The organism is Pseudomonas furukawaii (assembly GCF_002355475.1).
Classification (GTDB): Bacteria; Pseudomonadota; Gammaproteobacteria; order Pseudomonadales; family Pseudomonadaceae; genus Metapseudomonas; species Metapseudomonas furukawaii.
Genome location: NZ_AP014862.1, coordinates 5151947 through 5178808 on the forward strand (window position 1 = coordinate 5151947; position 26862 = coordinate 5178808).

Sequence of the window (26862 nt, forward strand, 5' to 3'; positions counted from 1 at the left end):
GCCCTCCAGGCCCGTGGCGGGCTCAGCGCAGAAGGCCCAGTGACTTGGCCCGGGCGACCGCCTGGGTTCGCCGTTCGACGCCCAGCTTGCCGTTGATGTGGCGGGCGTGGCTCTTCACCGTGTGCAGGGAGATGAACAGGCGCTCGCTGATCTCCTGGTTGGAGCAGCCCTGGGCGATCAGCTGCAGCACCGCCAGCTCGCGGGAACTCAGGGCTTCGATGGCGCCGGCGTCCAGGAGCGGAAGTTCGCCCGCCTCGGGAATCAGCGCCAGCAACTCCCGGACCGACTCCGGCGCACGCGGCGCCAGCTGTTCCCGCAGCCACTGGGGATGCTGCTCCAGCAATTCGCGGTACGGCAGCAGCGCCCCACCGGCGAGGTGATCCAGCGCCTCCGAAAGCAGCGCGCTGGCTTCCCGCTCACGGCCGTTGCGCAGCAGCGCCACCCGCTGCAACCGCGCCATCAGGGCCACGTGCAGCGATCCCTGGGCCTCGGCCTTGTCCATCAGGGCGCGCAGGCGGGCCTCGGCGTCCGCCAGGTTGCCCTGGGCGCGGGCGAGCGTCGCCTGCTGCAGTTCGATGTAAAGCGCCAGTTGCGGGTGGAACTCCGGTGCTGCCGCGGCCTGCTCGCCCGAGTAGGTTTCCGCCAGCCGCGGCAGCCAGGCTTCGGCGAGTTCCAGTTGCCCCTGGGCCAGCCAGAGTTCGCATTTGAACAGGGTGATCATCGCCAGGTAGTAGATGGGCGGCACGTCCCAGATATGCATCAGTCGCTCGGCCTCGGCCAACTGCGCGAAGGCGGCGGCGAAACGCCCCTCGCGCCCTTCCAGCCCGGCCAGCACGCAGTGGCCGATGAGCAGGCTGATGTCCCGGCAGGCGCGGGCCTCGGCGATGCCGGACTGGAGACTCACCCGCGCTTCCTGCGGTTGCATCCGCAGACTCTGCAGGTAGCCCTGGTAGAGCATCAGGCGAGCCCGGGCGACGCAGGCGCGAGGCGTGGCGGCGGTCTTCAGGCGGTCCAGGCCCAGCTGAACCTCGGCCTGGGCACGCAGCACCTCGCCGCGCATCTGCAGCACCCGCGCGCGGTCGTAGTGGACCAGGGACTCGAACAGCGGGTTGGCGCCACGCCGAGCCATCTCCAGGGCTTCGCGGTTGAAGCTTCGGGCCCGCCAGAGGTCGCCACGCACCACCGCCAGATTGCCCAGCAGCGAAAGACAGAGGTGACGTTGGCCATAGTTCTCCGCCGCCAGGTCTTCCAGGGCCTCGGTGCAGCAGCGCTCGGCACGCTCGATATCCCCACGCCCCCGGGCGATCAGGCCGCTGATGGCCTGCCACTGGGCCAGCAGGCTGCGCTGGCGGGCGACGTCCGGCGCGGGCAGGAAGCGCGCCAGGTTGCCGGCCAGCTCCTCCGCCGCATCCAGTTGGCAGGCCAGCGCCAGGGCCAGGCTGTAGAGCACGATGAGACGGGGCGTGCTGGACAGCAGGCTGTCCGGCAGGTCCATTTTCCAGCGCAGCAGCATGGCGACGTTCTGATTGGCCAGCAGTTGCTCTTCGGACAGGTTCTGCACCAGGGAGGCGGCCACGTCCGGCTGCCCCGCACGTAGCGCCTGCTCCACGGCCTCGTCCAGCAACCCTTCGGCGCTGAACCAGCGGCAGGCCCGGAGGTGCAGCGCCGATGGCGCGAGTGGCCCCGTGCCTCGGGCCCTGAGCAGGTCGGAAAACAGGTGGTGATAACGGAACCAGCGACCCTCTTCGTCCAACGGCACCAGGAACACCTGGTTGGCCTGCAACTGGCGGAGGATGGCGGCGCTGTCATGGCTTTCGCGCACGGCATCGCAGAGCTCGGCGCAGAAGCGTTCGAAGCGGGCGGTCTCGAACAGGAAGGCCTGGACCTCGGGCGGCTGCCGCTCGATCACTTCCTCCAGCAGGTATTCACGGATCAGGCTTTCATCGCCTCGGGCCGGTTCCCCGGTGCCCTGCCCCGCCAGCAGCCAGAGGCGCAGGCCGGCGACCCAGCCTTCGCTGCGCTGCAGCAGGCCTTCCAGGTCTTCGCCCTCGACCCGGGCGCCCTGACGCTGCAGCAGGGCCAGGCTTTCGGACTCGGTCAAGCGCAGGTCCTGCTCGTTCAGTTCCAGCAGGTGCCGGGACAGACGCAGCCGCGCCAGGTGCCAGTCCGGGCGCTGGCGACTGGTCACCAGCAGGACCCAGCCATCAGGCAGGTGGTTGAGGAGAAACTGCAGACAGCGGTCGAGCACCGCGTTCTGCGCCAGGTGGTAGTCGTCCAGCACCAGCAACAGCGGCTGGCCGCCATCCGGTCGACCGGCCACCTCGTCCAGCAGGCCGTCCAGCCACTGTTCGAAGGCGAAGGGCTGGTGACGCTGGCGCATCTTCAGGTGGCCCATGGCTTCGTCGCCGAGGCCGGGGTGGAACTGGCGCAGGCCATCGAGCAGACGTTCGAGGAAGCGGCCCGGGTCGCTGTCCCGCACGCCCAGGCCGAGCCAGAGGCTCTGCCAGCCGGGGGGCAGGCTTTCGCAGAACTCGATGGCCAGCGAGCTTTTACCGAAGCCGGCCGGGGCACTGAGCATCATCAGGCGCCCATCGAGCCCGGCGGCGAGACGCTCGCACAGGCGCGGGCGCGGCACATGTCCGGCCGGCAACGGCGGGCGGAAGAAACGCGCGTCCGGGACGGACGGGGCTATCGGTGGCAGAGGTCGCGAACTGGTCAGGACGGTCATTACCCAGCTTCTAGGAATGGGGTGCTTGCAGGGGCGCGAACCTGGACGAGCCTAGCGGTTCGCCCGACTCAATAGAAGCCCTGTTCTGAAGTACAGGCAAGAAAAAGCCGGCCCGCAGGCCGGCTTCACACTCAAGGTGTTGCAGAACGTTAGCGAACGCCCGCCTGACGCAGAGCCGCCGGGGTGTAGTCGCTTTCCGACGCGGTGTAGCTGAAGTCGTAGGATTGTTTCTCCTCGTTCTTCATGCCCAGGGCCAGGTAACGGCCGGAGAGCAGGTCGTACAGGCTTTCCAGGGTGTACCAGGGCACCTGCTTGTCGTAGTAGTACTGGGCATGGGCCTCAGCCACGCGCCACAGGGTACCGCGACCGTCGTAGTGGTCGATGGCGGCGGCCTGCCAGGTGTCCTCGTCGATGTAGAAGTCACGCTTGGCATAGATGTGGCGCTCGCCCGCCTTCAGGGTGGCCACCACGTGCCACACGCGGTGCAGCTCGTAGCGCGCCAGGTCCTGGTTGATGTGGCCGGCCTTGATGATGTCGCTGTACTTCAGCTTCGGATCATCCAGCTTGTAGCTGTTGTAGGGGATGTAGATCTCCTTCTTGCCTTCCAGCTTCCAGTCGTAGCGGTCCGGTGCGCCGTTGTACATGTCGAAGTTGTCGGAGGTGCGCAGGCCGTCGGCGGCGGTACCCGGACCGTCGTAGGACACCTGCGGGGCGCGGCGCACGCGGCGCTGGCCGGCATTGTAGAGCCAGGCCAGGCGCGGCTCCTTCACCTGGTTGAGGGTCTCGTGCACCAGCAGCACGTTACCGGCCAGGCGGGACGGAGCGGTCACGCGCTGCTTGAAGTAGAACAGCACGTTGCTCGACTTGCTCGCGTCGAAGTCCTTCAACTGGTCGCGGAAGGTGAACTCGTCCTGGAAGTACACCAGGCTGTAGGAGCCGTTCGGCTGCGGGGTCGCCTGGGTCACCAGGCGGCGCACGCTGCCGCCGCGATAGCGGGTGATGTGGTTCCAGATGGCTTCCAGGCCGTTCTGGGGAATCGGGAAGGGGTTGGCGGTGCGGAAGTTCTCCAGACCGTTGCCGCCTTCCACCAGCTTGGTGTTGGTGGCGTTGTACTGGGTCGCCTCGAGCACCTTGGCCGGCACGGTGGCGGAGCGGTGGGTCTTGTACACCGGCATCTTGTAGGTGTCCGGGTAGCGCTTGAACATCGCCAGCTGGCCGGGGGTCAGCTTGTCCTTGTACTGGTCGACGTTCTGCGCGGTGATGGTGAACAGCGGCTGTTCGCTGACGAAGGGGTCCGACAGGAAGCCCTTGGCATCGGCGGTGCCGGCGTTCTGCGGCAGGCCGCCGGTCCACTCGGGAATGGAGCCGTCGGCGTTACCGGCCTTCTCGGCGCCCAGCGGGGTCAGGGTGGAGCCCAGCTTGGCCGCTTCATCGGGCGACACGGCCGCCATCACACTGGAGGCGAGCAGGGACAGGGCCAGCGCGCCGGTTTGCAACAGACTCTTTGTTGTTTTCATTTTCATGGTCGTCCTCGAAATTTCCGTCCGCTTAGAAGTTGACGCCGAAGCTGAGCGCGAGGAAATCGCGATCGATCAGGGTGTTGTACTTGCCACCGAAGAAATCGGTGTAGGACAGGCTGGCGGTGTAGGTGTTCTGGTACTCGGCATCCAGGCCCAGGCTGACGGCCTTGGCGTCTTCGGTGAACAGGCCGTTCGGGCCGTAACCGTCGACGTCATGGGACCAGGCCACGCTGGGTTTCAGGTTGATACCGGCGAACACGTCGTTGTAGTCCCAGACGGCGCGGGCGCGGTAGCCCCAGGCGGTGCTGGTGACGAAGCCGTCGTCTTCGCAGTACTTGCTGACGTTCTCGGCATTGGGGTTGCCGAGGGTGCCGGCGTTGAGGGTGAAGCAGGTGTTGTTCGGCAGCGGGCCGGGGCCGAATACCGGATCGCGGCCATAGCGGGCCTCGCTGGTGCTTTCCAGGCCGCCGGTGTGGACCACACCGATCTCACCCACCAGGGTCAGGCGGCTGGCGCCCATGACCTGGTCGAAGAAGTGGGTGAAGGTGGTCTGGAACTGGGTGATCTCCTTGCGGCGGTAACCATGCAGGTCGGTTCCCGGAGATCCCTGCAGGACCGAGACGTTCGGGTTGAGCGGCGTCAGGCCGGCGAACAGGATGTCGGTGGTGTTCAGCTGGACGGGCGCGTTGGGGCGATAGCTGACTTCACCGCTCCAGGCCGTCCCCGTGGGCAGGGTGGTGGAGAAGCTCAGGCCGTAGAGACGGATGTCCTCCGGGTACTCCATGAAGTACTGGGAGTTGCCCGCAATGACCAGAGGCGCCAGGGCCGGGGTCAGCTGCCCTGCCAGGGCGGCCGCCTGCGCCGGCGGAACGCCCGCGTTGATCAGGGCCTGGGCCAGCTGGGGACCGAAGCCATTGGGGTTCAGCGGGCTGAACTGGCCAAAGGTGTCTGCCCCGGCAGCCGAACCGCTGAAGATCGGCGTGCGGCTGTGGTAGTTCATGAAGTAGGCACCGAACTCGGTGTCCAGCTCCTCGGCGAAGTAGCGCAGCGCCAGGCCGAACTGGCCGTCATCGTCCGCGTCGCGGTCGGCGCCACGGCGAACGATCACGCCCTCATCCGGGTTGCCCCAGTTCACGCCGTTGGCGCCCAGTACGCCCTGGACCACCGGAGAGATCGGCCCCAGGGTATTGGCCAGCGCAGACTGGGTGCGCAGCACCGCCAGGTTGTTATCGCAGCCGTCGGCCACCACGTCCGGCTGGGCGAAGAAGGTGCCGCAGTTGTCGACGACGGTCTGGTCCCACTCCAGCTGGTAGAAGGCCTCGGCGGACAGGTTGTCGGTCAGGCTCTGGGACACATAGAACATGTTCACCGGGATCAGGCCTTCCTTGATCTCGGCGCCTGGACGGCGGAAGGCGGACACGTCGATGGGGTTGATGCTGTTGATGGAGTTGCCGATGAAGGTGCTTTCACCCCAGCTCACCACCTGCTTGCCCAGGCGCACGGAGCCCGGCAGATCGGCGATGGCGTAGTTGTGGTAGATGAAGGCGTCGAGCAGTTCGGCGCCGGAGGACTGGGCGCCCTGCTTGCGGCCGCTGTCGTCGATGTCCTTGAACAGGCGGCTCTCGTCCTTCAGCTCGAAGTCGTACCAGTACTTGCCCCGCATGAAGACGCCGGTGTCGCCGTACTTCAGCTCGAGGTCGTGGATGCCCTTGAAGATCTTCGAGAAGGTCTCGCCTTTCTTGAAATTCAGGTGGGAGTCGTCGGAGGTCTGGGACAGGCCATCCCCACCGTTGTTCACACCGATCAGGTCCTTGTCGGCGCCCCGCATGGACCAGCTGGCCCCCACGGACAGCGAGGAGTCGAACTGGCCTTCGATCTCACCGATGTTGAAGGTTACGCCGAATGCCGGAGCGGCAAGTGTGGAAGCGAGGCTGACGGCCAGTGGCAGCTTTGCCAGGCGCCAGAATGGGGTGGTTGTTGTCATCGACGCTACTCCATGTGTTTTTTGTTATTGATGGTGACGGACTATAGCCAGCAGGTATTAGCGCTTGATCCCCCGAAAGTGTGATTTGGAACCCCCAGGCACTCTGGCTCGCCCCTTCCGGCGGATTAGTCCGATCCTTCGGTAGGAAAGATAGCCAGTATTTTTCAGAAAGCAGGCAATTTGTGAGCCAAGCGCTTGCTTGGTAGATGGGCCGCGCCCCCCGAAGGCGCGACCCCTGCCACTCAGAGTGCGGAAAGGAAGGTGCTGCCGCTGGCCTGCCACTGGGCGATGTCGACGCGGATGCGTTTCTTGTCGAGCTTGCCGACGCTGGTCTTGGGAATTTCAGTAACAAGCGCGATCTGGTTGGGAATAGCCCACTTATTGATGTGACCTTGCTCGACAAATGGCTTGAGGTGTTCCTTCAGACCCTTGGCATCCAGGTCCTGCCCTTCGCGGGTGACGATCAGCGCGAAGGGGCGCTCTCCCCACTGCGGGTCGGGAATTCCCACCACCGCCACTTCCTTCACCGCCGCGTGTCGGCTGATGAGGTCTTCCAGCTCCAGGGAGGAGATCCATTCGCCGCCGGTCTTGATCACATCCTTGATGCGGTCGCGGATGTCGATGTAGCCCATGCCGTCCAGGGTGGCCACGTCGCCGGTATGCAGCCAGCCGTGTTCCCAGAGTTCCTCGCTCTTCTGCGGCTCGTTGAAATAGCCGTAGGTCAGCCAGGGCGCACGCAGCACCAGTTCCCCCTGGGACTCGCCGTCCACCGGCTGGAACTTGCCCTCGGCGTCCATGATGGCGGCCTCCACCAGGGGCACCGGCACGCCGGCCTTGATGCGGTAGGTGATGCGCTCATCCTCGCCGCCGGCGCGCAGCTCCTCGTTCAGGTGCGCCACGGAGATCAGCGGGCAGGTCTCGGACATGCCGTAGGCGGCGGTGAGCTGGATACCCCGGGCCTTGGCGGCCTCGTACAGGGCGCGGTTCAGGGCGCTGCCGCCGATGATCACCTTGAGGCCGCCGAAGTCGTGGCCCTGGGCACTGGGGGTGTTGAGCATCATCTGCAGGATGGTGGGCACGCAGTGGGAGAAGGTGACCTTCTCCTCGCGGATCAACCGGCAGAGCATCTCGGGTTCGTAGCGCCCCGGGTAGACCTGCTTCACGCCGAGCATGGTGGCGACGTAGGGCACGCCCCAGGCATGGACATGGAACATGGGGGTGATGGGCATGTAGACGTCGTCGGTGCCCATCAGCCGGATGCTGTCCAGGGCGCCGATGGTGGAGGCCATGGAGAGGGTGTGCAGCACGAGCTGGCGATGGGTGAAGTAGACGCCCTTCGGGTTGCCGGTGGTGCCGGTGGTGTAGAAGGTGGTGGCCACCGAGTTCTCATCGAAGTCCGGGAACTCGTAGGCCGGGCTGGCTGCCGCCAGCAGGCTCTCGTACTCACCCACCAGGTTCGGCAGGTCGGCGGCGTGGTCGTCGCCGTCGGTGAGCAGCAGGGTCTTCTCCACCGTGGTCAGTTGGGCCTCGATGGCCTTGTAGATGGGTACGAATTCGCTGTTGACCAGCACGAAGCGATCTTCGGCATGGTTCATGGTGTAGAGGATCTGGTCCGGCGAAAGGCGGATGTTGATGGTGTGCAGCACGGCGCCGATCATCGGGATGGCGAACATGCACTCCAGGTAACGATGGCTGTCCCAGTCCATCACCGCCACGGTGTCACCGGCCTTCACCCCGGCCGCGCTGAGCACGTTGGCCAGGCGCGCCACGCGCTCGTTGAAGGTGGCGTAGCTGTAGCGGATGCGGTCGCGATAGACAATTTCGCGGGTCTTCTCGTAGCGGCTGCCGGACATCAGCAGGCGCTTGATCAGCAGCGGATAGACGTAGGCGTTTTCAGCGGGCTTGATGATGCGGGTCTGGAGCATGGGAGCACACCTGGCGAGGTAGGAGGACTTTGTTGTTGATCCCGACTTTAGGTCCGTTCGTCCAGGCGCAAATCAGTCAAAAGAGTGATTTGATCAGTGACTGACTTGGTCATTCCGGTCACGAATTTGAATCGCCGGGGCTCCCGGACCGTGCGCCCGGGAGCCCCTCTTCATTTCAGGCGGGCACCGCCTTGGGTGCGTGGGCCGGCGTCCTGGGGAAAGCCAGGGCCGCCGCGAAGGTCAACGCGCCGAACACCGCCAGCACCAGGTACAGCCCCACCAGCCCGTGGCGCGGCTCGATGAAGGCGATCATCGGGATGGCCGCCGCGCTGGCGCCGAAGGACAGGAAATAGCGCAGCGCGAAAACCCGCGCCTGCCACTGCGGCGCGACGAAGCTGGCCACCATGGTGTCGTTCACCGTCACCTGGCCGAACACCACGAACATGAAGGCGGCGCCCAGGGCGATCACCGCCCAGCCGTCGGCGTAGGCCATGGCCACCAGCAACGGTCCCTGGCAAAGGGTCATCGCCACGAAGGGCAGCTTCAGGCTGAAGCGATCCAGCACGCGCCCCATGAGCAGTTGCGCCACGGCGCCGAAGGCGTAGGCGATGCTGACGACGATGCCGAGGCTTTCCGGCGAGGCGAAGAGGTCCACCAGGCGCTCCTGGAACAGCTTCGGGTAGGTCATGGTCGAGGCGTTGAAGATCACCCCGCCGGTGGCGGTCACCAGCGCCAGCACGCCGAACACCAGGCGCATCGACACCTGCCCCGCCCCTGTGCCGCGACGAGCCCCGGCCGCCGCGACGGGCGAGGCTTCATCCCGCACGCAGAAGGCGAACCAGATGCCGATGGCCACCGACAGCGCCCCCGGCAGGATGAAGGCCGCGCGCCAGCCGAAGTGGGCGGTGAGAAAGCCCGTGACCAGCGCCGAGAACGCCACCCCCAGGTTGCCCCACATGCCATTGATGCCGATTTCGCGCCCACGATTCTCCGCATGGGCCACCAGCATCGCCGTCCCCACCGGATGGTAGATGGCGGCAAACACGCCCATCAGCGTCAGCCCCAGTACCAGCATCGGCGTGCCGCTGCTCAGTCCGGTGAAGATGGCCGAGACGCCGATGCCGAGGAAGAACGCCAGCATCATGTGCCGGCGGCTCCACCTGTCCCCCAGCCAGCCGGCCGGTAGCGAGCAGGCACCGAAGGCGATGAAGCCCCCCAGGGACAACCCGATCAGCTCGGCGTAGGACAGGTCGAAGGTGGCCGTCATGCCCAGCACGGCGGCAGGGAAGATGAGCATGAACAGGTGGTCGATGATGTGGGCGGCGTTGATGAAACGGATGACGGTACGCGGTCGGTTCATGGCAGTTTCGCGGCTGTTGGGTTGTTATGGCCCCCATGCTAGGTTGGCCATCAGGCACCTTTCAGACAAACAACTCATCGAATCGGCCATGTTGATAGCCCCCCTGCCCAGCGGACGCATCGGCGCCGTCGCCCTGGACTACCAGGACGGCGACCACGTCACCCCGCATGTACACCGCGAAGCGCAGTTCCTGTACGCCGCCCAGGGCCTCATGCGGCTGGTCACCGAGGCGGGCGCCTGGGTCATCCCGCCGAGCCGCGCGGTGTGGATTCCGCCGGGCATCGTGCACCAGATCTTCATGTCCGGCGCCGTTGCGATGCGTACGCTGTTCATCGCCCCCGACGCCGCCCCGCCGACCCTGGACGCCTGTTGCGTGCTGGCGGTGCCGCCGCTGCTGCGGGAGCTGATCCTGCGGCTGGTGGCGCTGGAGCGGCAGGGTACCGACGACGAGCACCGGCGCCTGGTGCAACGCCTGATCCTCCACGAGATCGCCGCCCTGGAGCGCATGCCCCTGCACCTGCCGATGCCCCGCGACCGCCGCCTGCAGGCCATCTGCCTGGCCCTGCTGGAAGCACCGGACAGCACTCGCACCCTCGACGACTGGAGCCTGCAGGTAGGCGCCAGTACCCGCACCCTGACCCGGCTGTTCGCCCAGGAGCTGGGCATGACCTTCAACGACTGGCGCCAGCAGCTGCGCCTCACCGAAGCCCTGCCCCGCCTGCTGGCCGGGCACAGCGTGCAGCAGATCGCGCACGACCTGGGCTACGGCAGCGGCCGCGCCTTCAGCGCCATGTTCCGCCGCCTGCTGGGGGAAAACCCGAGGGAATACGTGGCCAGCCTGGGGTTGCTGGCGACGCTGGAGAAAACCTGAGACGCAGCTGCGCGCCACGCAGGAGGGTCATCGCGAGGCGATGCCCCTCGCAACCCGAGATGCCCCGATGACGCGATGGGGTTCCTGGCCTCACCCCATCCTGCGTAGGGCGCTCACTTCAGCTCGCTGAACGCCAGCTTGATCCCCAGCCCCACCAGCACCGCGCCCATGAGGCGATCGAACCAGTGGCCCATGCGGGCGAAGCCGGCTCGCACCCGGCGCTGGCTGAACAGCAGGGCCACCAGGCTGAACCAGAGGGCGGTGGCGAAGGCCAGGTACACGCCGTAGCCGGCCTGGACCGCCAGCGGGGTGTGGGGGTCGATCACCACGGTGAACAGCGAGAGGAAGAACAGCGTCGCCTTTGGGTTCAGGCCATTGGTGACGAAGCCGGTGACGAAGGCGCCGCGCGAGCTGCGATCGCCGGCCATCAGGGCGGCCTCGGCGGCCACCGGGTCGGCCGGACGGGCTCGCAGGGCCTTGACGCCGATGTACAGCAGGTAGGCGGCCGCCGCCCACTTCAACGCGTTGAACAGCATGATCGACTGGGACACGATCAGGCCGATCCCCAGCAGCGAATAGGCCACATGCACGAAAATGCCGGTGCCCACTCCCAGCGCCGTCCAGGTCCCGGCGCGGCGGCCGTGGGCCACGCTTTCACGCACCACGATGGCGAAGTCCGGACCGGGACTCGCCACGGCCAGCAGGTGGATGAGGGCGACGGTGAGGAATTCCGTCCAGTACATGGGGCCTCCGGTGAAAGGGTTGAGCTCTGATAGGCTGGCCACCTTACGCCTACCGATGCCTCAGAGAAAAGGTACAGACAAGCATGAACAATCTCCGTGCGGTGTTCCTCGACCACGCGTCCCTCGACCTCGGCGACCTTGACCTGGCCCCCCTGCGCCAGGTCTTCGGCGAACTCGAACTGCATGGCCAGAGCGCGCCGGAACAGGTGGCCGAGCGCCTCGCCGGCGCCCAGGTGGCCATCAGCAACAAAGTGCCGCTGTCCGCCGCCACCCTCGCCGCCTGCCCGGACCTGCGGCTGATCCTGGTGTCCGCCACCGGCACCAACAACGTCGACCTGGCCGCCGCCCGTGAGCGCGGCATCACCGTCTGCAACTGCCAGGCCTACGGCACGCCCTCGGTGGCCCAGCACACCCTGTTGCTGCTGCTGGCGCTGGCCACCCGTCTCCCGGACTACCAGGCCGCGGTGCGCGCCGGACGCTGGCAACAGGCGAGCCAGTTCTGCCTGCTGGACTTTCCCATCATGGAGCTGGAGGGCAAGACCCTCGGTCTGCTGGGCCATGGCGAACTGGGTGGCGCGGTCGCGCGCCTGGCGGAGGCCTTCGGCATGCACGTGGTGCTGGGCCAGATCCCCGGACGCCCGGCGCGCGAGGACCGCACGCCGCTGGCCGAACTGCTGCCTCAGGTGGACGCGCTGACGCTGCACTGCCCGCTGAACGACGCCACCCGCGACATGATCGGCGCCGCCGAACTGGCCCTGATGAAGCCGGGCGCGCTGCTGGTGAACACCGCACGCGGCGGGCTGGTGAACGAAGAGGCCCTGGCCGCCGCCCTGCGCAGTGGCCACCTGGGCGGCGCCGCCACCGACGTGCTGACCCAGGAGCCGCCGCGGGACGGCAATCCGCTGCTGGCCGCCGACATTCCGCGCCTGATCGTCACCCCCCACAACGCTTGGGGAAGCAGGGAAGCGCGCCAGAGAATCGTCCATCAACTGGCCGAGAATGCCTCCAACTGGATGAAGGGATCACCCGTCAGAGTTGTAGGATAAATCCCTCCAGACCCTGATAAAATTCGCTGCTTTTATCAGGATCTTCTTAGATGGACCCTCGCAGCGAAGTCCTGCTCCGCCAGGCCGACCTGTTCCAACGCCCAGTCCTGCTGGCCGGGCTTCCGGCAGACGACCTGCTCGGCGCCTTGCCACAGGCCAGCGGCTGGACCTGGCACGCGGGCGACCAGGCGGCTGCCGACAGCCGCTTTCCCGGCCGCAGTCATTTCGGCACCACGCCTCCGGCGACGCCCTTCGGGGCGGCCGTGTTGTTCCTGCCCAAGTCCCGCGAGCTGGCCGACTATCTGCTGGCGGCACTGGCCGCGCGCCTGCCTGGCGGCGACCTCTTCGTGGTGGGCGAGAAACGTGGCGGCATCGAGCGGGCCGCCAAGCAGCTCGCCCCCTACGGCAAGCCGCGCAAGCTGGATAACGCCCGCCACTGCCAGCTCTGGCAGGTCACCGTGGAGCAGGCGCCAGCGGAACCCGACCTGTTGCGACTGGCCCAGCGCTATCGCCTGGAGCTGGCCGATGGCCCGCTGGACGTGGTGAGCCTGCCGGGTGTTTTCAGCCATGGTCGGCTGGACCGGGGCACCGCCCTGCTCCTGCAACACCTGGAGGACCTGCCCCGGGGCCACATCCTGGACTTCGGCTGCGGTGCCGGGGTGCTGGGCGCGGTCCTCAAGCGTCGCTATCCAGACAGCCGCCTGACCCTGCTGGATGTGGATGCCTTCGCCGCCGCCAGCAGCCGCCTGACCTTGGAAGCCAATGGCCTGGAGGCGGAGGTCATCACCGCCACCGGCATCCGGGGAGCACCCGGAGAGCTGGCCGCCATCGTCAGCAACCCGCCCTTCCACCAGGGCGTGCACACCCACTACGGCGCCACCGAGGAGCTGCTCCGCCAGGCCCGCGAGCACCTGTCGCCCGGCGGCGAGATGCGCCTGGTCGCCAACAGTTTCCTCAGGTATCCGCCGCTGATCGAGTACCATCTCGGCCCCTGCCAGACCCTCGCCGAGGGTGACGGCTTCCGCATCTACCGCGCCCGCCGCAGCTGAATCGCCGGGCGTCGCCCATCCAACCCTGCTCGAGCGGCCGCCAATGGCCGCCCCTCCTCCGGCTTCGGCCTGGAGACCTGGAGTGTTTTCGTGACCGATTTGAACACCGCCCCCGTGCCTACCACCAAAGGGGGGCTGCACCGGGACCTCAAGCCCCGCCACCTGAACATGATCGCCATCGGCGGTTCCATCGGCACCGGCCTGTTCGTCGCCTCCGGCGCCACCGTGGCCACGGCCGGCCCGGGCGGCGCGCTGCTGGCCTATGCGCTGATCGGGGTGATGGTCTACTTCCTCATGACCAGCCTTGGCGAGATGGCGGCGCACATGCCGGTTTCCGGCTCGTTCAGCACCTATGGCAGTCGTTTCGTCGACGATGGCTTCGGCTTCGCCCTGGGCTGGAACTACTGGTACAACTGGGCGGTGACCATCGCCGCCGAACTGGTGGCGGCCCAGCTGATCATGAGCTTCTGGCTGCCGGACGTGCCCGGACTCTACTGGAGCGCGCTGTTCCTCGGACTGATGTTCCTGCTCAACCTGGTGTCGGTGAAGGGCTTCGGCGAGAGCGAGTTCTGGTTCGCCCTGATCAAGGTGGTGACGGTGGTGGTCTTCATCGGCATCGGCCTGGCCACCATCTTCGGCATCATGGGCGGCATCGAATCCCCCGGTTTCAGCAACTTCACCCAGGGCGAGGCGCCCTTCGTCGGCGGCCTGCAGGCCATGGTGGGGGTGGCGATGATCGCCGGCTTCTCCTTCCAGGGTACCGAGCTGATCGGGATCGCCGCCGGTGAATCGGAAAATCCGAGGAAGAACATCCCCATCGCCATCCGCCAGGTGTTCTGGCGGATCCTGATGTTCTACGTCCTGGCCATCTTCGTGATCGGCATGCTGATTCCCTACAACGAACCGAGCCTCCTGAAGAACGACGCCAGCGACATCAGCCTGTCGCCCTTCACGCTGCTCTTCGAGCGCGCGGGCTTCGCCGCGGCGGCCAGCGTGATGAATGCAGTGATCCTCACCGCCATCCTCTCCGCCGGCAACTCCGGCATGTACGCCTCCACCCGGATGCTCTACAACCTCGCCCTGCAGGGCAAGGCGCCGAAGCTGTTCGCCCGGCTGTCCGCCAGCGGCGTACCACGCAACGCCCTCTACGCCACCACCCTGGTGGGTGCGCTGTGCTTCTTCACCTCCATCGTCGGCGACAGCACCCTCTACACCTGGCTGCTGAACACCTCCGGCATGTGCGGCTTCATCGCCTGGCTGGGCATCGCCATTTCCCACTACCGCTTCCGCAAGGGCTACCTGGCCCAGGGCGGCCGGCTGCAGGACCTGCCCTACCGCGCCAAGCTCTTCCCCCTGGGCCCGCTCTTCGCCTTCGGCCTGTGCCTGACCATCACCCTCGGGCAGAACTACCAGGCCTTCTTCGGCGACCGCATCGACTGGGCCGGCCTGGCCGCGACCTACATCAGCCTGCCGCTGTTCCTGGCCATCTGGCTGGGCTACAAGCTGAAGAAGGGCAGCCGCCTGGTGCGCTATTCGGAAATGGACATTCGCGCCTGCGAAGATTGATGGGAGAAATTTCGCACTTGCCGGAGCGATCCGGCTTGTGCAAAATCCGCCCCGTCCTAGGGGAGTAGTCTCCCGCGAGCCACCCGCTCGCCCGGCGTGCGTCAACACACTTGGTCCGCAGACCATGGCGCATGCGACCGACCCTTCAAGGGTTCCGTAGGAAAAGTCGCCCAGGCAGCTTTTTACACGGAACGCGGTTTGACAAGACCTATGACACACACAACCTGACCCGGGGCGGGCGGATTGCGTGTGTCATGGTGATTAGTCGACCCGCCCCCCGTAGGAACCCCGATGCTGGAATCCCTGTTCGTCCCCACCCTGATCGTCGCCCTCGCCGAAATCGGCGACAAGACGCAGCTGCTCGCCCTCCTGCTCGCCGCGCGCTTCCGCAAACCCTGGCCGATCATCTGGGGCATTGTCGTCGCCACCCTGGCCAATCATTTCGCCGCCGGTGCCGTGGGCGCCTGGGTCGCCAGCTTCTTCTCCGCCGCGACCCTCAGCTGGGTCCTCGCCGCGTCCTTCGCCGCCGTTGCCGCCTGGACCCTGGTGCCGGACAAGCTGGATGACGACGAAGCGTCCGGACTGAAGAAATACGGCCCCTTCGTCACCACCCTGATCGCCTTCTTCCTCGCCGAGATGGGCGACAAGACCCAGGTCGCCACGGTAATGCTGGCCGCCCAGTACCCGCACTTCGTGCTGGTGGTCGCCGGTACCACCCTCGGCATGCTGATCGCCAACGTGCCCGTGGTGCTGGCGGGCAACTTCGCCGCCGACCGCCTGCCCCTGGCGCTGATCCGTCGCCTGGCCGCCGCCGCCTTCGCCGCCCTGGCCGCCTATGCCGTGTACGAAGCCCTGAAACTCAGCGGCGTGCTCTGACCGACGACCTCGGCGCCGGGCGGCGGCCCGGCGCCGGGGCACGACGGAGTGTGAGGCGCCCCGCAGATTGGCGGCGACTCCCCGGCAGGCGGCGCTTCGGCCAATGGCGGGCGCATCGGGGCTGATACAGTGGCCGACGCCAACAACCCACGCTCGGGGAACGCATCGTGTCACTGGACGATATGAAGCGGCTGGTTCGCCAGCACATCGATCTCTCATGGAACAAGGGCTGCCTGGCCCTGGCCGAACAACTGCAGAGCAAGGACTTCCTCTACAAGAGTTCCTTCATCAGCCGCCCCTTCAATGGCGCCGCCTACAGCCAGATGGTGCAGAACATCCGCGACGCCATGCCCGACCTGGAGGTGGTGGTGGAGGAATGCCTCGCCGAAGGCCACAAGGTGGTCACCTGGTGCACCCTGATCGGCAGCATTCAGAAGCCCGCCCTGGGCTATCCACCCAGCGACAAGGTCCTGAGCATTTCCGCGATGGCGTTCTGGACCCTCAACAGCCTGGGCGAGGTGCAGGAGATCTGCACCATGTTCGACATGGAGAGCTTCCGCGCCCAACTGGGCCTCGACACCCAGCCGCTGTCGGCGAAGGCACTGCCCTGATCAGAGGTAACCGTTGTCGCGAAACCAGGCGATGGTGCGCTCCAGGGTGGTTTCCAGGGGCGTGTCGGCGATGAAGCCCAGCTCCTCCCGGGCCTTGCGGCCATCGAGGAACTGGCCGCCCGCCATGACCGCGAGGGTGGCGTCGTTCAGCTTCGGGACCTCACCGGACAGGCGATAGCGCAAGCGCCCGAGGGCCGCCATGCCCCGGGCCATGGCCAGGGGCATGGGCTCCGGCGGCTTGACGCCGAGCAGCTGGGCGATCCGCCGGGTCAGCTCGGCCATCTCGATGTTATGGCCGGCCAGCAGGTAGCGCTCTCCCACCCGCCCCTTTTCCAGGGCCAGCAACAGGCCGCGTCCGGCATCGGCTGCGTCGATGACATTGCGCCGACCAGGCACGAAGCGGGTCATCCAGCCATTGGCGATGGCGGTGATCAGGCGCCCACTGCTGGGTCCGGTATCGAACTCGCCCAGGCACATCCCGGGAATCCCGATCACCACCGGCAAGCCGTTGCGGGCCTGTTCCCGCGCCTGCTCGTCCAAGGCCCACTTGCTGAGCAGGTAGGGGTTCTTCCACAGGGGCATTTCTTCGTAGAACAAACCCTCGTGGCCCGGCAGGCCCTCGGGATGACGCGGCAGGGCGATGGCCGCACCGGTGTAGAGGATGCGCGGAACCCGCGCGGCGAGGCAGGCGGCATAGAAATGGTTGGTCTGGTCCAGCGCGGCGGCCACTTCTTCCTGCCAGCGGCGGGGACGGTTCGGGTAGCCCGCCGCACAGAAGATCACACCGTCCAGGTCGGCGAGGGCGCGAACGAGCGACCCGTGGTCCAGCAGTTCGGCGGGGCGAAACTCGGCGTCCAGGTAGCCCAGCCGCTCGATCCTCGAGGATGGCCGATGGATCACCACCAGGCGATGCCCTGCGGCTTTCACCGCCCGGGCCGCGTGGTGGCCCAGCAGGCCGGTTGCTCCTAGTACGGCGATCTTCACGGGGCCTCCTCATCCGCTGGAGATGCGCCACTCCTCGTAGCGAAGTGGCGCGAGCAGTCTAGATCGCGGCTTGCCGGGTTACCAGGCATGCCAGGACGATCGAAGCGAAAGGACGGCGCCCGATGCGTCCCGGCGGGACGCTCATCGGGCGCTCGGGGGTCAGCGCTGGCCCTTGGCCTGCTCGTAGAACGGCATGACCTTGGGGATGGCCGCTTCCAGGGCGGCAATGCGGGACGTCGACGACGGGTGGGTACTCATGAATTCCGGCGGCGCTCCGCCCCCGGCCTGTTCCATCTTCTTCCACAGGCTGATGGCAGCGTTGGGGTTGTAGCCCGCACGCGCGGAGAGTTCCAGACCGATCAGGTCGGCTTCGTTCTCGTTGGAACGGCTGTTGGGCAGGGTCATCAGGTACTCGACGCCGGCGTTGGCGACGCCCAGGCCCGCCTGGCCCACGCCCAGTACCGAACCGATCTGGTTGGCCATCTGCACGCCATAGGCCTTGGACATGGCCTCTCGGCTGTGCTCGCGCAGGGCGTGGGCGACTTCGTGGCCCATGACCGCCGCCAGTTCGTCGTCGGTCAGCTTGAGCTTATCGATCAGACCGCTGAAGACGATGATCTTGCCGCCCGGCCCGCAGTTGGCGTTCAGTTCGTCGCTGTCGATCACGTGGGCCTCCCAGGCCCATTGGGCGGCGTCCGGGCGGAACACCGGAGTCTGGGCGATCAGGCGCTTGGCGATGGCGTCGACGCGGCGGGCATTGGTGCTGTTCTTGTCCAGCACGCCCTTCTGCTGGGCCTCGCTCAAAGTCTGCTGGTAGGACTGGGCATACATCTGGTTCAACTCGCTGCTGGACAGCATGCTGAACATGTACTGCTTGCGCTCCACGCCCACCGCCCCGCCGCTGGTCGTGTTGACGGCCTGGCATCCGGCCAGGAGCAGGGCCGCGGTGAGCCCGGACAGATAAAACAGCTTGGCCATGATGGCTCTCCATCTCTTTTCGAGGTCGGTAATGCTAAGGCGGCCCCGGCACCCCGGCAACCGCGTCGCATGTAGACAAGGGCGCAACGAATTTATCAGCGGCGGGCTCAGGAATTTCCACCGACCTGCCGATATACAGGCACAAGCCGAATTCCTCGTTTCCCGGAGCCGACATGAAGTTCAGGTCCATCCAGTTTTCCATCGCCGCCCTGGCCGGTGCCAGCGTACTCGCGGTGGTCGCCGCGCTGGTGCTCTATGCGCTGTTCTCCGGCGCCCGGACCCAGGAACTGGTGCAGCAGCGCACCCAGACCCTGCTGGAGCAGGTGATCGAACAGCGCCTCGAGGCCCTGGCGCGCGCCCAGGTCAGCCAGATCCAGCGGGAGCTGGAAATGCCCCTAGGCATCTCCAAGGACATTGCGCACCTGAACGCCCTGCTGGGCGAAACGGATGCCGCCGGCAACCCGCAGTTGAGCCTGAGCCGCGAACACCTGAACAACCTGGTGCGCAGGACGCTGGAGCAGAACCCCAAGCTGCTGGACGCCTTCATCGGCTGGGAACCCAATGCCTTCGACCGCAGCGACGCGCTGTATGCGGGCCAGTCGCAGTCGGGTCATGACGAGAACGGTCGCTTCATGCCCTGGTGGTACCGCACCCCCGATGGCGGCTCCAAGCTGGAGCTGCTCGGCCCGACCATCGAGAGCGTCAAGCCCCTTCCCACCGGGGTGCGCGAAGGCGAGTACTACCTCTGCCCGAAGGAAACCGGCAAACCCTGCGTGGTGGACCCGGCGCCCTACGAGATGAGCGGCCGCATGGTGATGATGTCCTCGTTCAACGCACCGATCCTGGTGAACGGCACCTTCATGGGCGTCGTCGGCACCGACCTGTCCCTGGACTTCATCCAGGAGCTGCTGAGCAAGGCCGACGCCCAGCTGTACGAGGGCGCCGGCGAAATGGCCTTGGTGGCCAGCAACGGCCGCCTGGTGGCCTACACCCGGGATGCGTCGAAACTGGGCGAGCCCGCCGCCAGCGTCCTGGACAGCGAGACGGTCGCACAGATCGCCAGGCAGCCTGCCGGGGAACCCTTCTTCAAGCTCAACGCCCAGCAGGAATCCATCGAGTTGCTGCTGCCCTTCGGCATCGCCGACACCGGGGCGCGCTGGACGCTGGTCCTGCAACTGCCCCAGGCCGTGGTCCTCAAGGACCTCAAGTCGCTGCAACAGGACCTGTCCGCCCAGCGTGACGCCGACATCTTCGGCATGACCCTGGTGGGCCTGCTGGTGGCCGGCCTCGGCCTGGTGGTGATCGGCTTCGTCGGCTACGGCATCGCCCGCCCGCTGCGCCAGATGGTCAGCATGCTGGACGACATCGCCAAGGGCGATGGCGACCTGACCCAGCGCCTGCACAACGAGCGCGCCGACGAGATGGGCGCCATCGCCAGCGGCTTCAACACCTTCCTCGGCAAGCTGCAGTCGATGATCAGCCAGGTGGTGACCTCGGTGCAGAAGGTCAGCGATTCGTCCGAGCACACCGCCGACATCGCCATCCGCACCAACCAGGGCGTGCAGAAGCAGTTGGCGGAGATCGAACTGGTGGCCACCGCCGTCCACGAGATGACCGCCACCGCCCAGGACGTGGCCCGCAACGCGACCCACGCGGCGGAAGCCGCCGGCCACGCCGACCAGGCGGCCAACCACGGCAAGCGCATCGTCCAGAGTACCGCCGAGGCCATCAGCGCCCTGGCCACCGAGATCAGCCGCGCCGTGGGCGTGGTGCAGAACCTGGCCAAGGACAGCGAGAACATCAATGCCATCCTGGTGGCCATCCGGGGCATCGCCGAGCAGACCAACCTGCTGGCGCTGAACGCGGCGATCGAGGCGGCGCGCGCCGGCGAGCAGGGCCGTGGCTTCGCCGTGGTGGCGGACGAGGTGCGCAACCTGGCGCAGAAAACCCAGAAGGCCACCGAAGAGATCCAGAGCATGATCCAGCAGCTGCAGCACGGCACCCGGGAAGTGGTGAAGGTGATGCAGGACAGCCAGGAGAAGACCGACACCAGCGTGCAGCACGCCAACGAGGCGGCCCACGCGCTGGAGTCCATCACCCAGGCGGTGTCGGTGATCAACGACATGAACACCCAGATCGCCAGCGCCGCCGAGGAGCAGAGCGCGGTGGCCGAGGACATCAACCGCAACGTGATCAACATCGGCCAGGTGGCCAACGAGGTGGCCGGCGGCGCCGACGAGGCCTCCCAGGCCAGCGCCGAGCTGACCAGGCTGGCGGAGCAGCAGCGGCGGCTGATCAATCAGTTCAGGGTCTAGGAAACGGGCCTACCGGCAGCGCCTGTGAACGAACGGCACGCCCCTCGCGCGAAGGGGCTGGCCTTCGACCTGCATCCAGGTTGAAGCCCGCACGGTCAGGCCGGCGTCAGGCACTCCGGCCCGTCCAGCTTCGGATCGTTCACCAGGGTCGCCAGGGCGCGCTCGCGCAGTTGCGGGCCCGGCCGGGACAGCAACTCCAGCAATTGCACCGACGTCGAGTCGGCGGACAACCAGCACCGCTGTCCCTCCTCGTCCAGCACCAGCGGGCGGCGCAGGTCGGCGGCGGGCTGGGTGACCATGGCCAGGCTCAGGTATTCCATGTCGCCGGCGGGATAGGCCTCCCAGAGGGCGGCGAAATGCATCATCCCGCCCTCGGAGCTGATCCAGTAGGGCCGCTTGCGCAACCCGCGCCACTCGTAGAAGCCATTGGCGAGGATCAGGCAGCGGCGAGAGCGGAACGGCTCGCGGAACATCGGCTGGTCGGCCAGGGTCTCGACCCGGGCGTGGGCGGGGGTCTTCGACAGGTCGGTGAGCCAGGCGGGAGTCAGTCCCCAGCGGGCCAGGTCCAGGCGGCGCTCGCCGTGAAGTTCCCGCAGCATGAGCACGCGACTGCCCGGGGCCAGGTTCCAATGGGGCTGATGGTCGGGGGGGAAACCGGGAAGGGCCGCCAGCGCAGGCGACCAGCGGAACAGGGCGAAACGTCCAGACATGGGGGAAGCCGGCTCGGGTGATGGATCAGCAGAGCAAGGTGCCCGGATAGCTATCCGGCTCCTCGCCCGGCAAGGGTTGGGCGGCATTGTACGCGGCGATCAGGCGGCTCGCCCGTTCGGCGTCCTCGTCCTCCACCAGCAGACCCAGCAGCCCGGACATCGGCAGTTCGCCGATGCCGCCCAGCAGGTGAGCGCCGGCAAGGTGGGCCTCGACGCCCTCGCTGGCGAGCATGCCCATCAACAGTTCCGCTTCGATCAGGTCCCGTGGTTCATAGATGCGCCGCATCAGTCATCCTCCCGGCGAACCTCCAGGCTCCAGTCCTGCCCGTCGGTCCAGAGCAGGAACAGGATGGGCCGGCAGCAGACGGGGCAATCCTCGATGTACCGCTGGTCGCCGCCGGACAGGTCGAGCACGGCCTCGGCCGGTTCACCGCAGTAGGGGCAGTGGTAATTCTCTGTCTCCAGCATCCCGCCTCCCATGTGACTTGTCGGTATAATCGCCGGTCTACCTGAGGCCCCGGAATGCGGGGCCTCCATCCTTCTACAGCCGATCCAGAACAAGAGTGAGCAATGGGCGATTTCGAAGCCATACGACCCTATGACGATGCCGAGGTACCGGCAGTGCTGTCGCGCCTCTTCGCCGACGACGCCTTCCTCGGCACCCTCACCCGCTATCGTTTCCCCAAGCTGGCCGGCCCTTTGGGCTGGCTCCTCAAGCCTGTTATAGCTCATCGGCTGCGTCGCGAGTTCTCCAGCATCAGCTCGGTGGCGGCGCTGCAGGACCGCATCGAACCCTATGTCGACAACACCATCGAGCGCGCCACCGATGGCGTGACCTACTCGGGGGTGGAACGCCTGAAACCCGGCACCGCCTACCTGTTCCTGGCCAACCACCGAGATATCGTGATGGACCCGGCCTTCGTCAACTACGCCGTGTACCACGCCGGGTTGCCGACGCCGCGCATCGCCATTGGCGACAACCTGCTGCAGAAGCCCTTCGTCAGCGACCTGATGCGCCTGAACAAGAGCTTCATCGTGCACCGCAACCTCGCCGGGCGCCGCGAGAAGCTGGCGGCCTTCCAGCTGCTGTCGGCCTACATCAACCACTCCATCCGCGAGGACGGCCAGTCCATCTGGATCGCCCAGGCCGAAGGTCGCGCCAAGGACGGTGACGACAGGACCGATTCGGCCATCCTCAAGATGTTCCACATGAGCCGCAAGGACGAGCCCTTCGCCGAGGTGATCCGCGACCTGCACCTGATCCCGGTGTCCATCAGCTACGAATACGACCCCTGCGACCTGGCCAAGGCCCGCGAACTGCAGATCCGGGCCAGCACCGGCGCCTACACCAAGGCCCCGGGCGAGGACGACGCCAGCATCGCCCTGGGCATCACCGGCTACAAAGGCCGCGTACACATCGCCTTCGGCAGCGAGATCGGCAGCGACAGCGAGGACGCCAAGCAGCTGGCGACTGAGATCGACAAGCAGATCCTCGGCAACTATCGCCTCTTCCCCGCGCACTACCTGGCCTACGCCCAGTGGGACCAGCGCGACCCGGAAATCAGCGTGCCCAGCGCGGCGGAATGCTTCGAAGCCGATGAACTGGCGCGCGCCCGGGCCGAGTGGCAGAAACGCCTGGACGCCTGCACCGAGGAGCAGCGCCCCTACCTGATCCGGCAGTACGCCAACCCGGTGCGCAACCAGTACCGGATCAAGGCCGGCCTGCCGCTCTGATCGACACGCAAATGAAAACGGCGACCTGAAGTCGCCGTTTTCATTTCAGTCATCCAGTCAAAGCCGGGTGCTGGCCCAGGACACGCCGAGGGCGACCGCCAGGCTGAAATAGCCAAAGGCGTAGAAGAAGCGGTTGAGGCGCTGGCTGGCCTCATCCAGGGAAGTGGCTGCGGCGTCCAGATCGGCCTCGGCGGCGAGGCGCGCGACGGATCGCCGCTCGCGCAGGCGCGTGGCCAGCAGCACCCAGGCACCGGCACAGGCGAAAAACAGGGCCAGGCCATTCACGACCTGTGCGGGGTGGGCCAGGAACATGGCCCAAAGCGCCTGCAGCGACATCTTCAACTCCGCTTCAGGCGGTGCGACCGTGCACTCGACCTGCAAGACAAGGTTCAGCCCGCCCGGCTCCGGGCGGTTCTCAAGGAAAGCGGCGAGTGTACCGAACCCGGGCCCCGACCAGTCGGTCGATCCGACGAATGCCCGGGTGGGCGTCACGAACGTGCCGGCAAATCCCGCGCCCGAAAAAAAGCCCGGCGCTGGGCCGGGCTCGTTGGGGCTTGTCCCTTACTGGGCGAGGACCTGGCCGATGGTCGGGTCCTTGAAGGCCCGGGTCAGGGCATCGCTCAGGACGTCGCCCACCAGCTTGGTATTGGTCTGCTGGTTCGGCGCGGAACCGAAGCGCTGGTTCAGCGAGGCGCCGTACTTGCCGCTGTAGCGACGGGTGGCGTTCTGCACATCGACGCGGAAGGACGCGCTGATGGTGGCCTCGGTGACGTAGGTTTCCTTGGGAGACACGTACTTCAGGTCAGCCAGGGTCAGGGTCAGCTGCGGGGCGTTGTAGGCGTTGGGCGACGGGGTGAAGCCCAGCAGGCGCACAGCGGCCTCGGCCTCGGCCTGAAGGCGCGGCAGGATGTCCTGGCCCTGGACGCTGATGGTGCTGGTGTCGGAATAGATGCCACCACGGGTACCCAGCACCGGGGAAGGACGACCATCGGCCACGCGCACCACTACGGGCTGTCCCTGCCCGACCGGGGTCAGCGGGCCGGTGAGCCTGGGTTGCGGGCTGAGTTGCTGCGGGCTGAGGGCACAGCCGACCAGGGTCAGGCTGAGGGCGGCCAGCAGGCCAAGCAACGAGCGTTTCAGCATGCTTTATCTCTCCAGGATTGAAAGCAAAACGGCCGGCAGTATAACCAGCCGGCCGGGGTACTGACAGAGCGCCAGCATCCCTGCCACCTCTGACCGCCGTGGGCGCCGCCGGTTCCTGTCACGCCGCTGTCACGCCCGGGTGGGATAAAGGCTGCGTTGAAATGGAGTTATCCCATGATCTTCTTCTGGTCCCTGTTCGTCCGCCGCCAGCCCCGTCGTCATTTCGCCCTGCTGGACGAGAGCGGAACCTGCCGCGCCCTGCACCAGGGCGACGTGCCACCGACCGGCGGCCGCTGGGTGGAAGTGACGGAGTCCCGCCTCGGCTGGATCGGCCAGCCCCTGCCCGCTGGCGCCTGGGTTACGCCGGTCGTCAGCCGGCCTGCGCAGCGCCGCGCGTTGGCAGCCTGACCGGTGGACGAATAAAAGTCACACCGAGCGCCCTATTTCCCTGATTTCATCGTTATAATCGCCCCCCGATTATAAGGTCGTCTCCTGATCGGGCCTCGCAACACCGCACCTTGCGCCAGCTTGGGCATCCGCACAGCCCCACAGAGAGCCGTCCACTTTATCGCGCTGCCATCCACTGGCTGCCGCCTCCTTCCGCCCGAAATGCAAACGCTTTTGCAGGGACGCATGTGTGATCTACGCGTGCAGACGGAAGCGGCCTGCCCGGCAGTAGGCGATTCTTTTGAGGTTCACGTCTCCAAAAGAGCGTGAGATGACGGTTTTTCACTACTTCACGAGAGAGTGGCGAGCAAATGGCGCAAAACGATTACGAAGCAGTGGACGTGTTGCTGGTCGGGGCCGGCATCATGAGCGCTACTTTGGCGGTACTGCTTAAAGAGCTCGATCCAGGCATCAAGCTGGAAATCGCGGAACTCCGGGAGTCGGGAGCCATCGAGAGCTCCAACCCCTGGAACAACGCGGGTACCGGTCACGCCGGCCTGTGCGAGCTGAACTACACGCCCCAGGCGGCTGACGGTTCCATCGACATCAAGAAGGCCGTCAACATCAACGCCCAGTTCGAGGTCTCCAAGCAGTTCTGGGCCTACATGAGCGGCAAGTCCGCCTTCGGCTCGCCCAAGACCTTCATCAACGCGGTCCCGCACCTCTCCTTCGTGCGTGGAGACAAGGACACCGCCTTCCTGAAGAAGCGTTTCGAGCTGCTGCGCCAGCACCACGCCTTCAGCGAGATGGAGTACACCGAAGACCGCGCCACCATGGCCAAGTGGGCGCCCCTGATGATGAAGGGCCGCGACGCATCGGAGAAAATCGCCGCGACCCGCGCCCTGAATGGCACGGACGTCAACTTCGGCGCGGTCACCAACCAGTTGCTCGACTACCTGGGCAGCCTGCCCGGCACCTGCATCAGCTACTTCCAGAAGGTCACCGACCTGACCCGTACCGACAAGGGCTGGAAGGTCAGCATCAGGAACACCGAGACCGGCGCCAACCGTGAAGTCCTGGCGCGCTTCGTCTTCCTCGGCGCCGGTGGTGGCGCACTGCCGCTGCTGCAGCTCTCCGGCATTCCGGAAGGCAAGGGCTTCGGCGGCTTCCCGGTCAGCGGCCAGTGGCTGCGCTGCGACAACCCCGAGGTGGTCAGGCAGCACCAGGCCAAGGTCTACAGCCAGGCCGAGGTGGGCGCTCCCCCCATGTCCGTGCCTCACCTGGACACCCGCGTGGTGGATGGCAAGAAGTCCCTGCTGTTCGGGCCCTATGCCGGCTTCACCACCAAGTTCCTGAAGCATGGTTCCTTCCTCGACCTGCCGCTGTCGGTGCGTCCGAGCAACCTGCTGCCGATGCTCTCGGTCGCCCGCGACAACATGGACCTGACCCGCTACCTGATGAAGGAAGTGATGCAGTCCCAGGAGCAGCGCCTGGATGCCTTGCGCAAGTTCTATCCGGAGCTCGACCCGGCCGACTGGCGCCTGGAAGTCGCCGGCCAGCGCGTGCAGATCATCAAGAAGGACCCCAAGAAAGGCGGCATCCTGCAGTTCGGCACCGAACTCGTCTCCGCCGAAGACGGCAGCATCGCGGCCCTCCTCGGCGCCTCTCCGGGCGCTTCGGTGACCGTCTCCATCATGCTCAACCTGATCGAACGCTGCTTCGGCGAACAAGCCCGCAGCGAACAGTGGTCGGCCAAGCTGAAAGAGATCTTCCCGGCCCGCGAAAAAGCCCTGGAGACCGATGCGGCGCTGTACCGCGAAATCAGCGCCCGCTCCGATGCGACCCTGGGCCTGACCAGCGTCGACACCGCGACCCAGAGCTTCGCCTGAGTCGCCGCGCCGCGCTGAACGAAGAACCGCCCCTCGGGGCGGTTTTTCTTTTGGGGCCTTGCCCACGAAAAAGCCCGCGCGCGGCGGGCTTATCCAGGTTCGAAGCGATCAGCCGCGAGCGGCCTTGATCACTTCGATGTAGGGCTCGGCCAGGCGCTGGTCCTGGATCAGCGCGATGAAATCCTTGCCCTGCTCGTCGCGGGCGTTGAGGTCATAGCCGGCCTCGACGAAGAAGCCCACGAAGCGCTCGAAGTCATCGACGCGCAGGCCACGGTAGGCCTTGACCAGCTTGTGCAGCGACGGCGGCGTGGAGTCGGCGGGCTCCACCTCGAGGAACAGCTTGATCGAGTCATCGGTGATTTCTTCGCCAATCACCTGCTTCTTGTCTTTACGCATCGCTCACATCTCTCGGGCCGGTATCTCGGGGGCGGGCAGTTTACCCC

At 66.4% G+C, this 26862-nt stretch carries 24 protein-coding genes and 1 riboswitch; of the genes, 10 read left to right on the plus strand and 14 right to left on the minus strand.

The features are described 5' to 3' along the window. Positions 1–22 precede the first annotated feature (22 nt). The 5 genes from KF707C_RS23865 to KF707C_RS23885 all read right to left on the minus strand — a co-directional run bounded on the left by KF707C_RS23865 (position 23) and on the right by KF707C_RS23885 (position 9517). The gene (locus KF707C_RS23865; protein WP_036994295.1) at positions 23–2728 is read right to left on the minus strand and encodes a LuxR C-terminal-related transcriptional regulator; all 2706 of its coding nucleotides are present in this window, start codon (positions 2726–2728) and stop codon (positions 23–25) included. Between the two features lie 149 nt (positions 2729–2877). Further along, entirely contained in the window at positions 2878–4245 is a 1368-nt protein-coding gene (locus tag KF707C_RS23870; protein WP_036994296.1) for a DUF1329 domain-containing protein, read from the minus strand. Between the two features lie 31 nt (positions 4246–4276). Further along, positions 4277–6232 (minus strand): DUF1302 domain-containing protein, encoded by a 1956-nt coding sequence (locus tag KF707C_RS23875; RefSeq protein WP_003456617.1) that lies wholly within the window; start codon positions 6230–6232, stop codon positions 4277–4279. 242 nt (positions 6233–6474) lie between these two features. Continuing rightward, on the minus strand, positions 6475–8157 hold the full coding sequence (locus KF707C_RS23880) for a fatty acid--CoA ligase (RefSeq protein WP_003456618.1): 1683 nt from the start codon (positions 8155–8157) through the stop codon (positions 6475–6477). A gap of 175 nt (positions 8158–8332) precedes the next feature. Further along, on the minus strand, positions 8333–9517 hold the full coding sequence (locus tag KF707C_RS23885) for an MFS transporter (protein WP_003456619.1): 1185 nt from the start codon (positions 9515–9517) through the stop codon (positions 8333–8335). A gap of 88 nt (positions 9518–9605) precedes the next feature. Here KF707C_RS23885 and KF707C_RS23890 point away from each other — a divergent pair, with 88 nt between their 5' ends. Next, positions 9606–10388 carry an AraC family transcriptional regulator gene (locus KF707C_RS23890; RefSeq protein WP_003456621.1) on the plus strand — a complete coding sequence of 261 codons (783 nt, stop codon included), beginning with the start codon at positions 9606–9608 and terminating at the stop codon, positions 10386–10388. Between the two features lie 113 nt (positions 10389–10501). On the opposite strand, the gene KF707C_RS23895 is transcribed toward KF707C_RS23890, so the two are convergent. Then, complete coding sequence (locus KF707C_RS23895) at positions 10502–11131, minus strand: LysE family translocator (protein WP_003456623.1); 630 nt, start codon at positions 11129–11131, stop codon at positions 10502–10504. Between the two features lie 83 nt (positions 11132–11214). Here KF707C_RS23895 and KF707C_RS23900 point away from each other — a divergent pair, with 83 nt between their 5' ends. The 5 genes from KF707C_RS23900 to KF707C_RS23920 all read left to right on the plus strand — a co-directional run bounded on the left by KF707C_RS23900 (position 11215) and on the right by KF707C_RS23920 (position 16279). After that, complete coding sequence (locus tag KF707C_RS23900; RefSeq protein ID WP_003456624.1) at positions 11215–12177, plus strand: 2-hydroxyacid dehydrogenase; 963 nt, start codon at positions 11215–11217, stop codon at positions 12175–12177. A gap of 50 nt (positions 12178–12227) precedes the next feature. Beyond that, positions 12228–13226 carry a class I SAM-dependent methyltransferase gene (locus tag KF707C_RS23905; protein WP_003456626.1) on the plus strand — a complete coding sequence of 333 codons (999 nt, stop codon included), beginning with the start codon at positions 12228–12230 and terminating at the stop codon, positions 13224–13226. 90 nt (positions 13227–13316) lie between these two features. After that, positions 13317–14792, plus strand: coding sequence for an amino acid permease (locus KF707C_RS23910; RefSeq protein WP_003456628.1), 1476 nt, complete (start codon positions 13317–13319; stop codon positions 14790–14792). A 47-nt stretch (positions 14793–14839) separates the two neighbouring features. Further along, a riboswitch (yybP-ykoY riboswitch) is annotated at positions 14840–14947 on the plus strand. A gap of 139 nt (positions 14948–15086) precedes the next feature. After that, complete coding sequence (locus KF707C_RS23915) at positions 15087–15668, plus strand: TMEM165/GDT1 family protein (protein ID WP_085986681.1); 582 nt, start codon at positions 15087–15089, stop codon at positions 15666–15668. Between the two features lie 167 nt (positions 15669–15835). Continuing rightward, entirely contained in the window at positions 15836–16279 is a 444-nt protein-coding gene (locus KF707C_RS23920; protein ID WP_003456631.1) for a ketosteroid isomerase-related protein, read from the plus strand. Here KF707C_RS23920 and KF707C_RS23925 read toward each other — a convergent pair whose 3' ends face one another. Beyond that, entirely contained in the window at positions 16280–17263 is a 984-nt protein-coding gene (locus tag KF707C_RS23925) for an NAD-dependent epimerase/dehydratase family protein (protein WP_003456633.1), read from the minus strand. Between the two features lie 159 nt (positions 17264–17422). Next, positions 17423–18241 (minus strand): M48 family metallopeptidase, encoded by an 819-nt coding sequence (locus KF707C_RS23930; RefSeq protein ID WP_003456635.1) that lies wholly within the window; start codon positions 18239–18241, stop codon positions 17423–17425. Positions 18242–18414: 173 nt separating this feature from the next. Here KF707C_RS23930 and KF707C_RS23935 point away from each other — a divergent pair, with 173 nt between their 5' ends. Continuing rightward, on the plus strand, positions 18415–20556 hold the full coding sequence (locus KF707C_RS23935) for a methyl-accepting chemotaxis protein (RefSeq protein ID WP_003456636.1): 2142 nt from the start codon (positions 18415–18417) through the stop codon (positions 20554–20556). Between the two features lie 95 nt (positions 20557–20651). On the opposite strand, the gene KF707C_RS23940 is transcribed toward KF707C_RS23935, so the two are convergent. The 3 genes from KF707C_RS23940 to KF707C_RS23950 are packed head-to-tail and all read right to left on the minus strand — an operon-like array spanning position 20652 to position 21734. Beyond that, on the minus strand, positions 20652–21266 hold the full coding sequence (locus tag KF707C_RS23940; RefSeq protein WP_036994297.1) for an SOS response-associated peptidase: 615 nt from the start codon (positions 21264–21266) through the stop codon (positions 20652–20654). A 25-nt stretch (positions 21267–21291) separates the two neighbouring features. Further along, positions 21292–21552, minus strand: coding sequence for a putative signal transducing protein (locus KF707C_RS23945; protein WP_003456638.1), 261 nt, complete (start codon positions 21550–21552; stop codon positions 21292–21294). After that, complete coding sequence (locus KF707C_RS23950; RefSeq protein ID WP_003456643.1) at positions 21552–21734, minus strand: CPXCG motif-containing cysteine-rich protein; 183 nt, start codon at positions 21732–21734, stop codon at positions 21552–21554. Before KF707C_RS23950 ends, KF707C_RS23945 begins: the two co-directional genes overlap by 1 nt. A gap of 102 nt (positions 21735–21836) precedes the next feature. On the opposite strand from KF707C_RS23950, the gene KF707C_RS23955 reads away from it, so the two are divergent. Next, a complete protein-coding gene (locus KF707C_RS23955; RefSeq protein WP_003456645.1) occupies positions 21837–23000 on the plus strand; it encodes a 1-acyl-sn-glycerol-3-phosphate acyltransferase in 1164 nt (387 codons plus the stop codon). Between the two features lie 57 nt (positions 23001–23057). Here the strand turns inward: KF707C_RS23955 and KF707C_RS23960 are convergent, their stop codons facing one another. Further along, positions 23058–23336, minus strand: coding sequence for a hypothetical protein (locus KF707C_RS23960; protein WP_003456647.1), 279 nt, complete (start codon positions 23334–23336; stop codon positions 23058–23060). Positions 23337–23561: 225 nt separating this feature from the next. Continuing rightward, on the minus strand, positions 23562–24143 hold the full coding sequence (locus KF707C_RS23965) for a YajG family lipoprotein (RefSeq protein ID WP_003456649.1): 582 nt from the start codon (positions 24141–24143) through the stop codon (positions 23562–23564). A 174-nt stretch (positions 24144–24317) separates the two neighbouring features. On the opposite strand from KF707C_RS23965, the gene KF707C_RS23970 reads away from it, so the two are divergent. Further along, positions 24318–24551 carry a hypothetical protein gene (locus KF707C_RS23970; RefSeq protein WP_003456651.1) on the plus strand — a complete coding sequence of 78 codons (234 nt, stop codon included), beginning with the start codon at positions 24318–24320 and terminating at the stop codon, positions 24549–24551. 350 nt (positions 24552–24901) lie between these two features. Further along, a complete protein-coding gene (gene mqo, locus KF707C_RS23975; RefSeq protein WP_003456653.1) occupies positions 24902–26419 on the plus strand; it encodes a malate dehydrogenase (quinone) in 1518 nt (505 codons plus the stop codon). Between the two features lie 108 nt (positions 26420–26527). On the opposite strand, the gene KF707C_RS23980 is transcribed toward mqo, so the two are convergent. Then, entirely contained in the window at positions 26528–26815 is a 288-nt protein-coding gene (locus tag KF707C_RS23980) for a PA4642 family protein (RefSeq protein WP_003456654.1), read from the minus strand. Between the last annotated feature and the right edge of the window lie 47 nt (positions 26816–26862).

Coding starts and splice junctions, on each gene's coding strand:
- KF707C_RS23865 (WP_036994295.1), bottom strand. CDS start 2,728: ATGACCGTCCTGACCAGTTCGCGACCTCTGCCACCGATAGCCCCGTCC.
- KF707C_RS23870 (WP_036994296.1), bottom strand. CDS start 4,245: ATGAAAACAACAAAGAGTCTGTTGCAAACCGGCGCGCTGGCCCTGTCC.
- KF707C_RS23875 (WP_003456617.1), bottom strand. CDS start 6,232: ATGACAACAACCACCCCATTCTGGCGCCTGGCAAAGCTGCCACTGGCC.
- KF707C_RS23880 (WP_003456618.1), bottom strand. CDS start 8,157: ATGCTCCAGACCCGCATCATCAAGCCCGCTGAAAACGCCTACGTCTAT.
- KF707C_RS23885 (WP_003456619.1), bottom strand. CDS start 9,517: ATGAACCGACCGCGTACCGTCATCCGTTTCATCAACGCCGCCCACATC.
- KF707C_RS23890 (WP_003456621.1), top strand. CDS start 9,606: ATGTTGATAGCCCCCCTGCCCAGCGGACGCATCGGCGCCGTCGCCCTG.
- KF707C_RS23895 (WP_003456623.1), bottom strand. CDS start 11,131: ATGTACTGGACGGAATTCCTCACCGTCGCCCTCATCCACCTGCTGGCC.
- KF707C_RS23900 (WP_003456624.1), top strand. CDS start 11,215: ATGAACAATCTCCGTGCGGTGTTCCTCGACCACGCGTCCCTCGACCTC.
- KF707C_RS23905 (WP_003456626.1), top strand. CDS start 12,228: ATGGACCCTCGCAGCGAAGTCCTGCTCCGCCAGGCCGACCTGTTCCAA.
- KF707C_RS23930 (WP_003456635.1), bottom strand. CDS start 18,241: ATGGCCAAGCTGTTTTATCTGTCCGGGCTCACCGCGGCCCTGCTCCTG.
- KF707C_RS23935 (WP_003456636.1), top strand. CDS start 18,415: ATGAAGTTCAGGTCCATCCAGTTTTCCATCGCCGCCCTGGCCGGTGCC.
- KF707C_RS23940 (WP_036994297.1), bottom strand. CDS start 21,266: ATGTCTGGACGTTTCGCCCTGTTCCGCTGGTCGCCTGCGCTGGCGGCC.
- KF707C_RS23945 (WP_003456638.1), bottom strand. CDS start 21,552: ATGCGGCGCATCTATGAACCACGGGACCTGATCGAAGCGGAACTGTTG.
- KF707C_RS23950 (WP_003456643.1), bottom strand. CDS start 21,734: ATGCTGGAGACAGAGAATTACCACTGCCCCTACTGCGGTGAACCGGCC.
- KF707C_RS23955 (WP_003456645.1), top strand. CDS start 21,837: ATGGGCGATTTCGAAGCCATACGACCCTATGACGATGCCGAGGTACCG.
- KF707C_RS23960 (WP_003456647.1), bottom strand. CDS start 23,336: ATGTCGCTGCAGGCGCTTTGGGCCATGTTCCTGGCCCACCCCGCACAG.
- KF707C_RS23965 (WP_003456649.1), bottom strand. CDS start 24,143: ATGCTGAAACGCTCGTTGCTTGGCCTGCTGGCCGCCCTCAGCCTGACC.
- KF707C_RS23970 (WP_003456651.1), top strand. CDS start 24,318: ATGATCTTCTTCTGGTCCCTGTTCGTCCGCCGCCAGCCCCGTCGTCAT.
- mqo (WP_003456653.1), top strand. CDS start 24,902: ATGGCGCAAAACGATTACGAAGCAGTGGACGTGTTGCTGGTCGGGGCC.
- KF707C_RS23980 (WP_003456654.1), bottom strand. CDS start 26,815: ATGCGTAAAGACAAGAAGCAGGTGATTGGCGAAGAAATCACCGATGAC.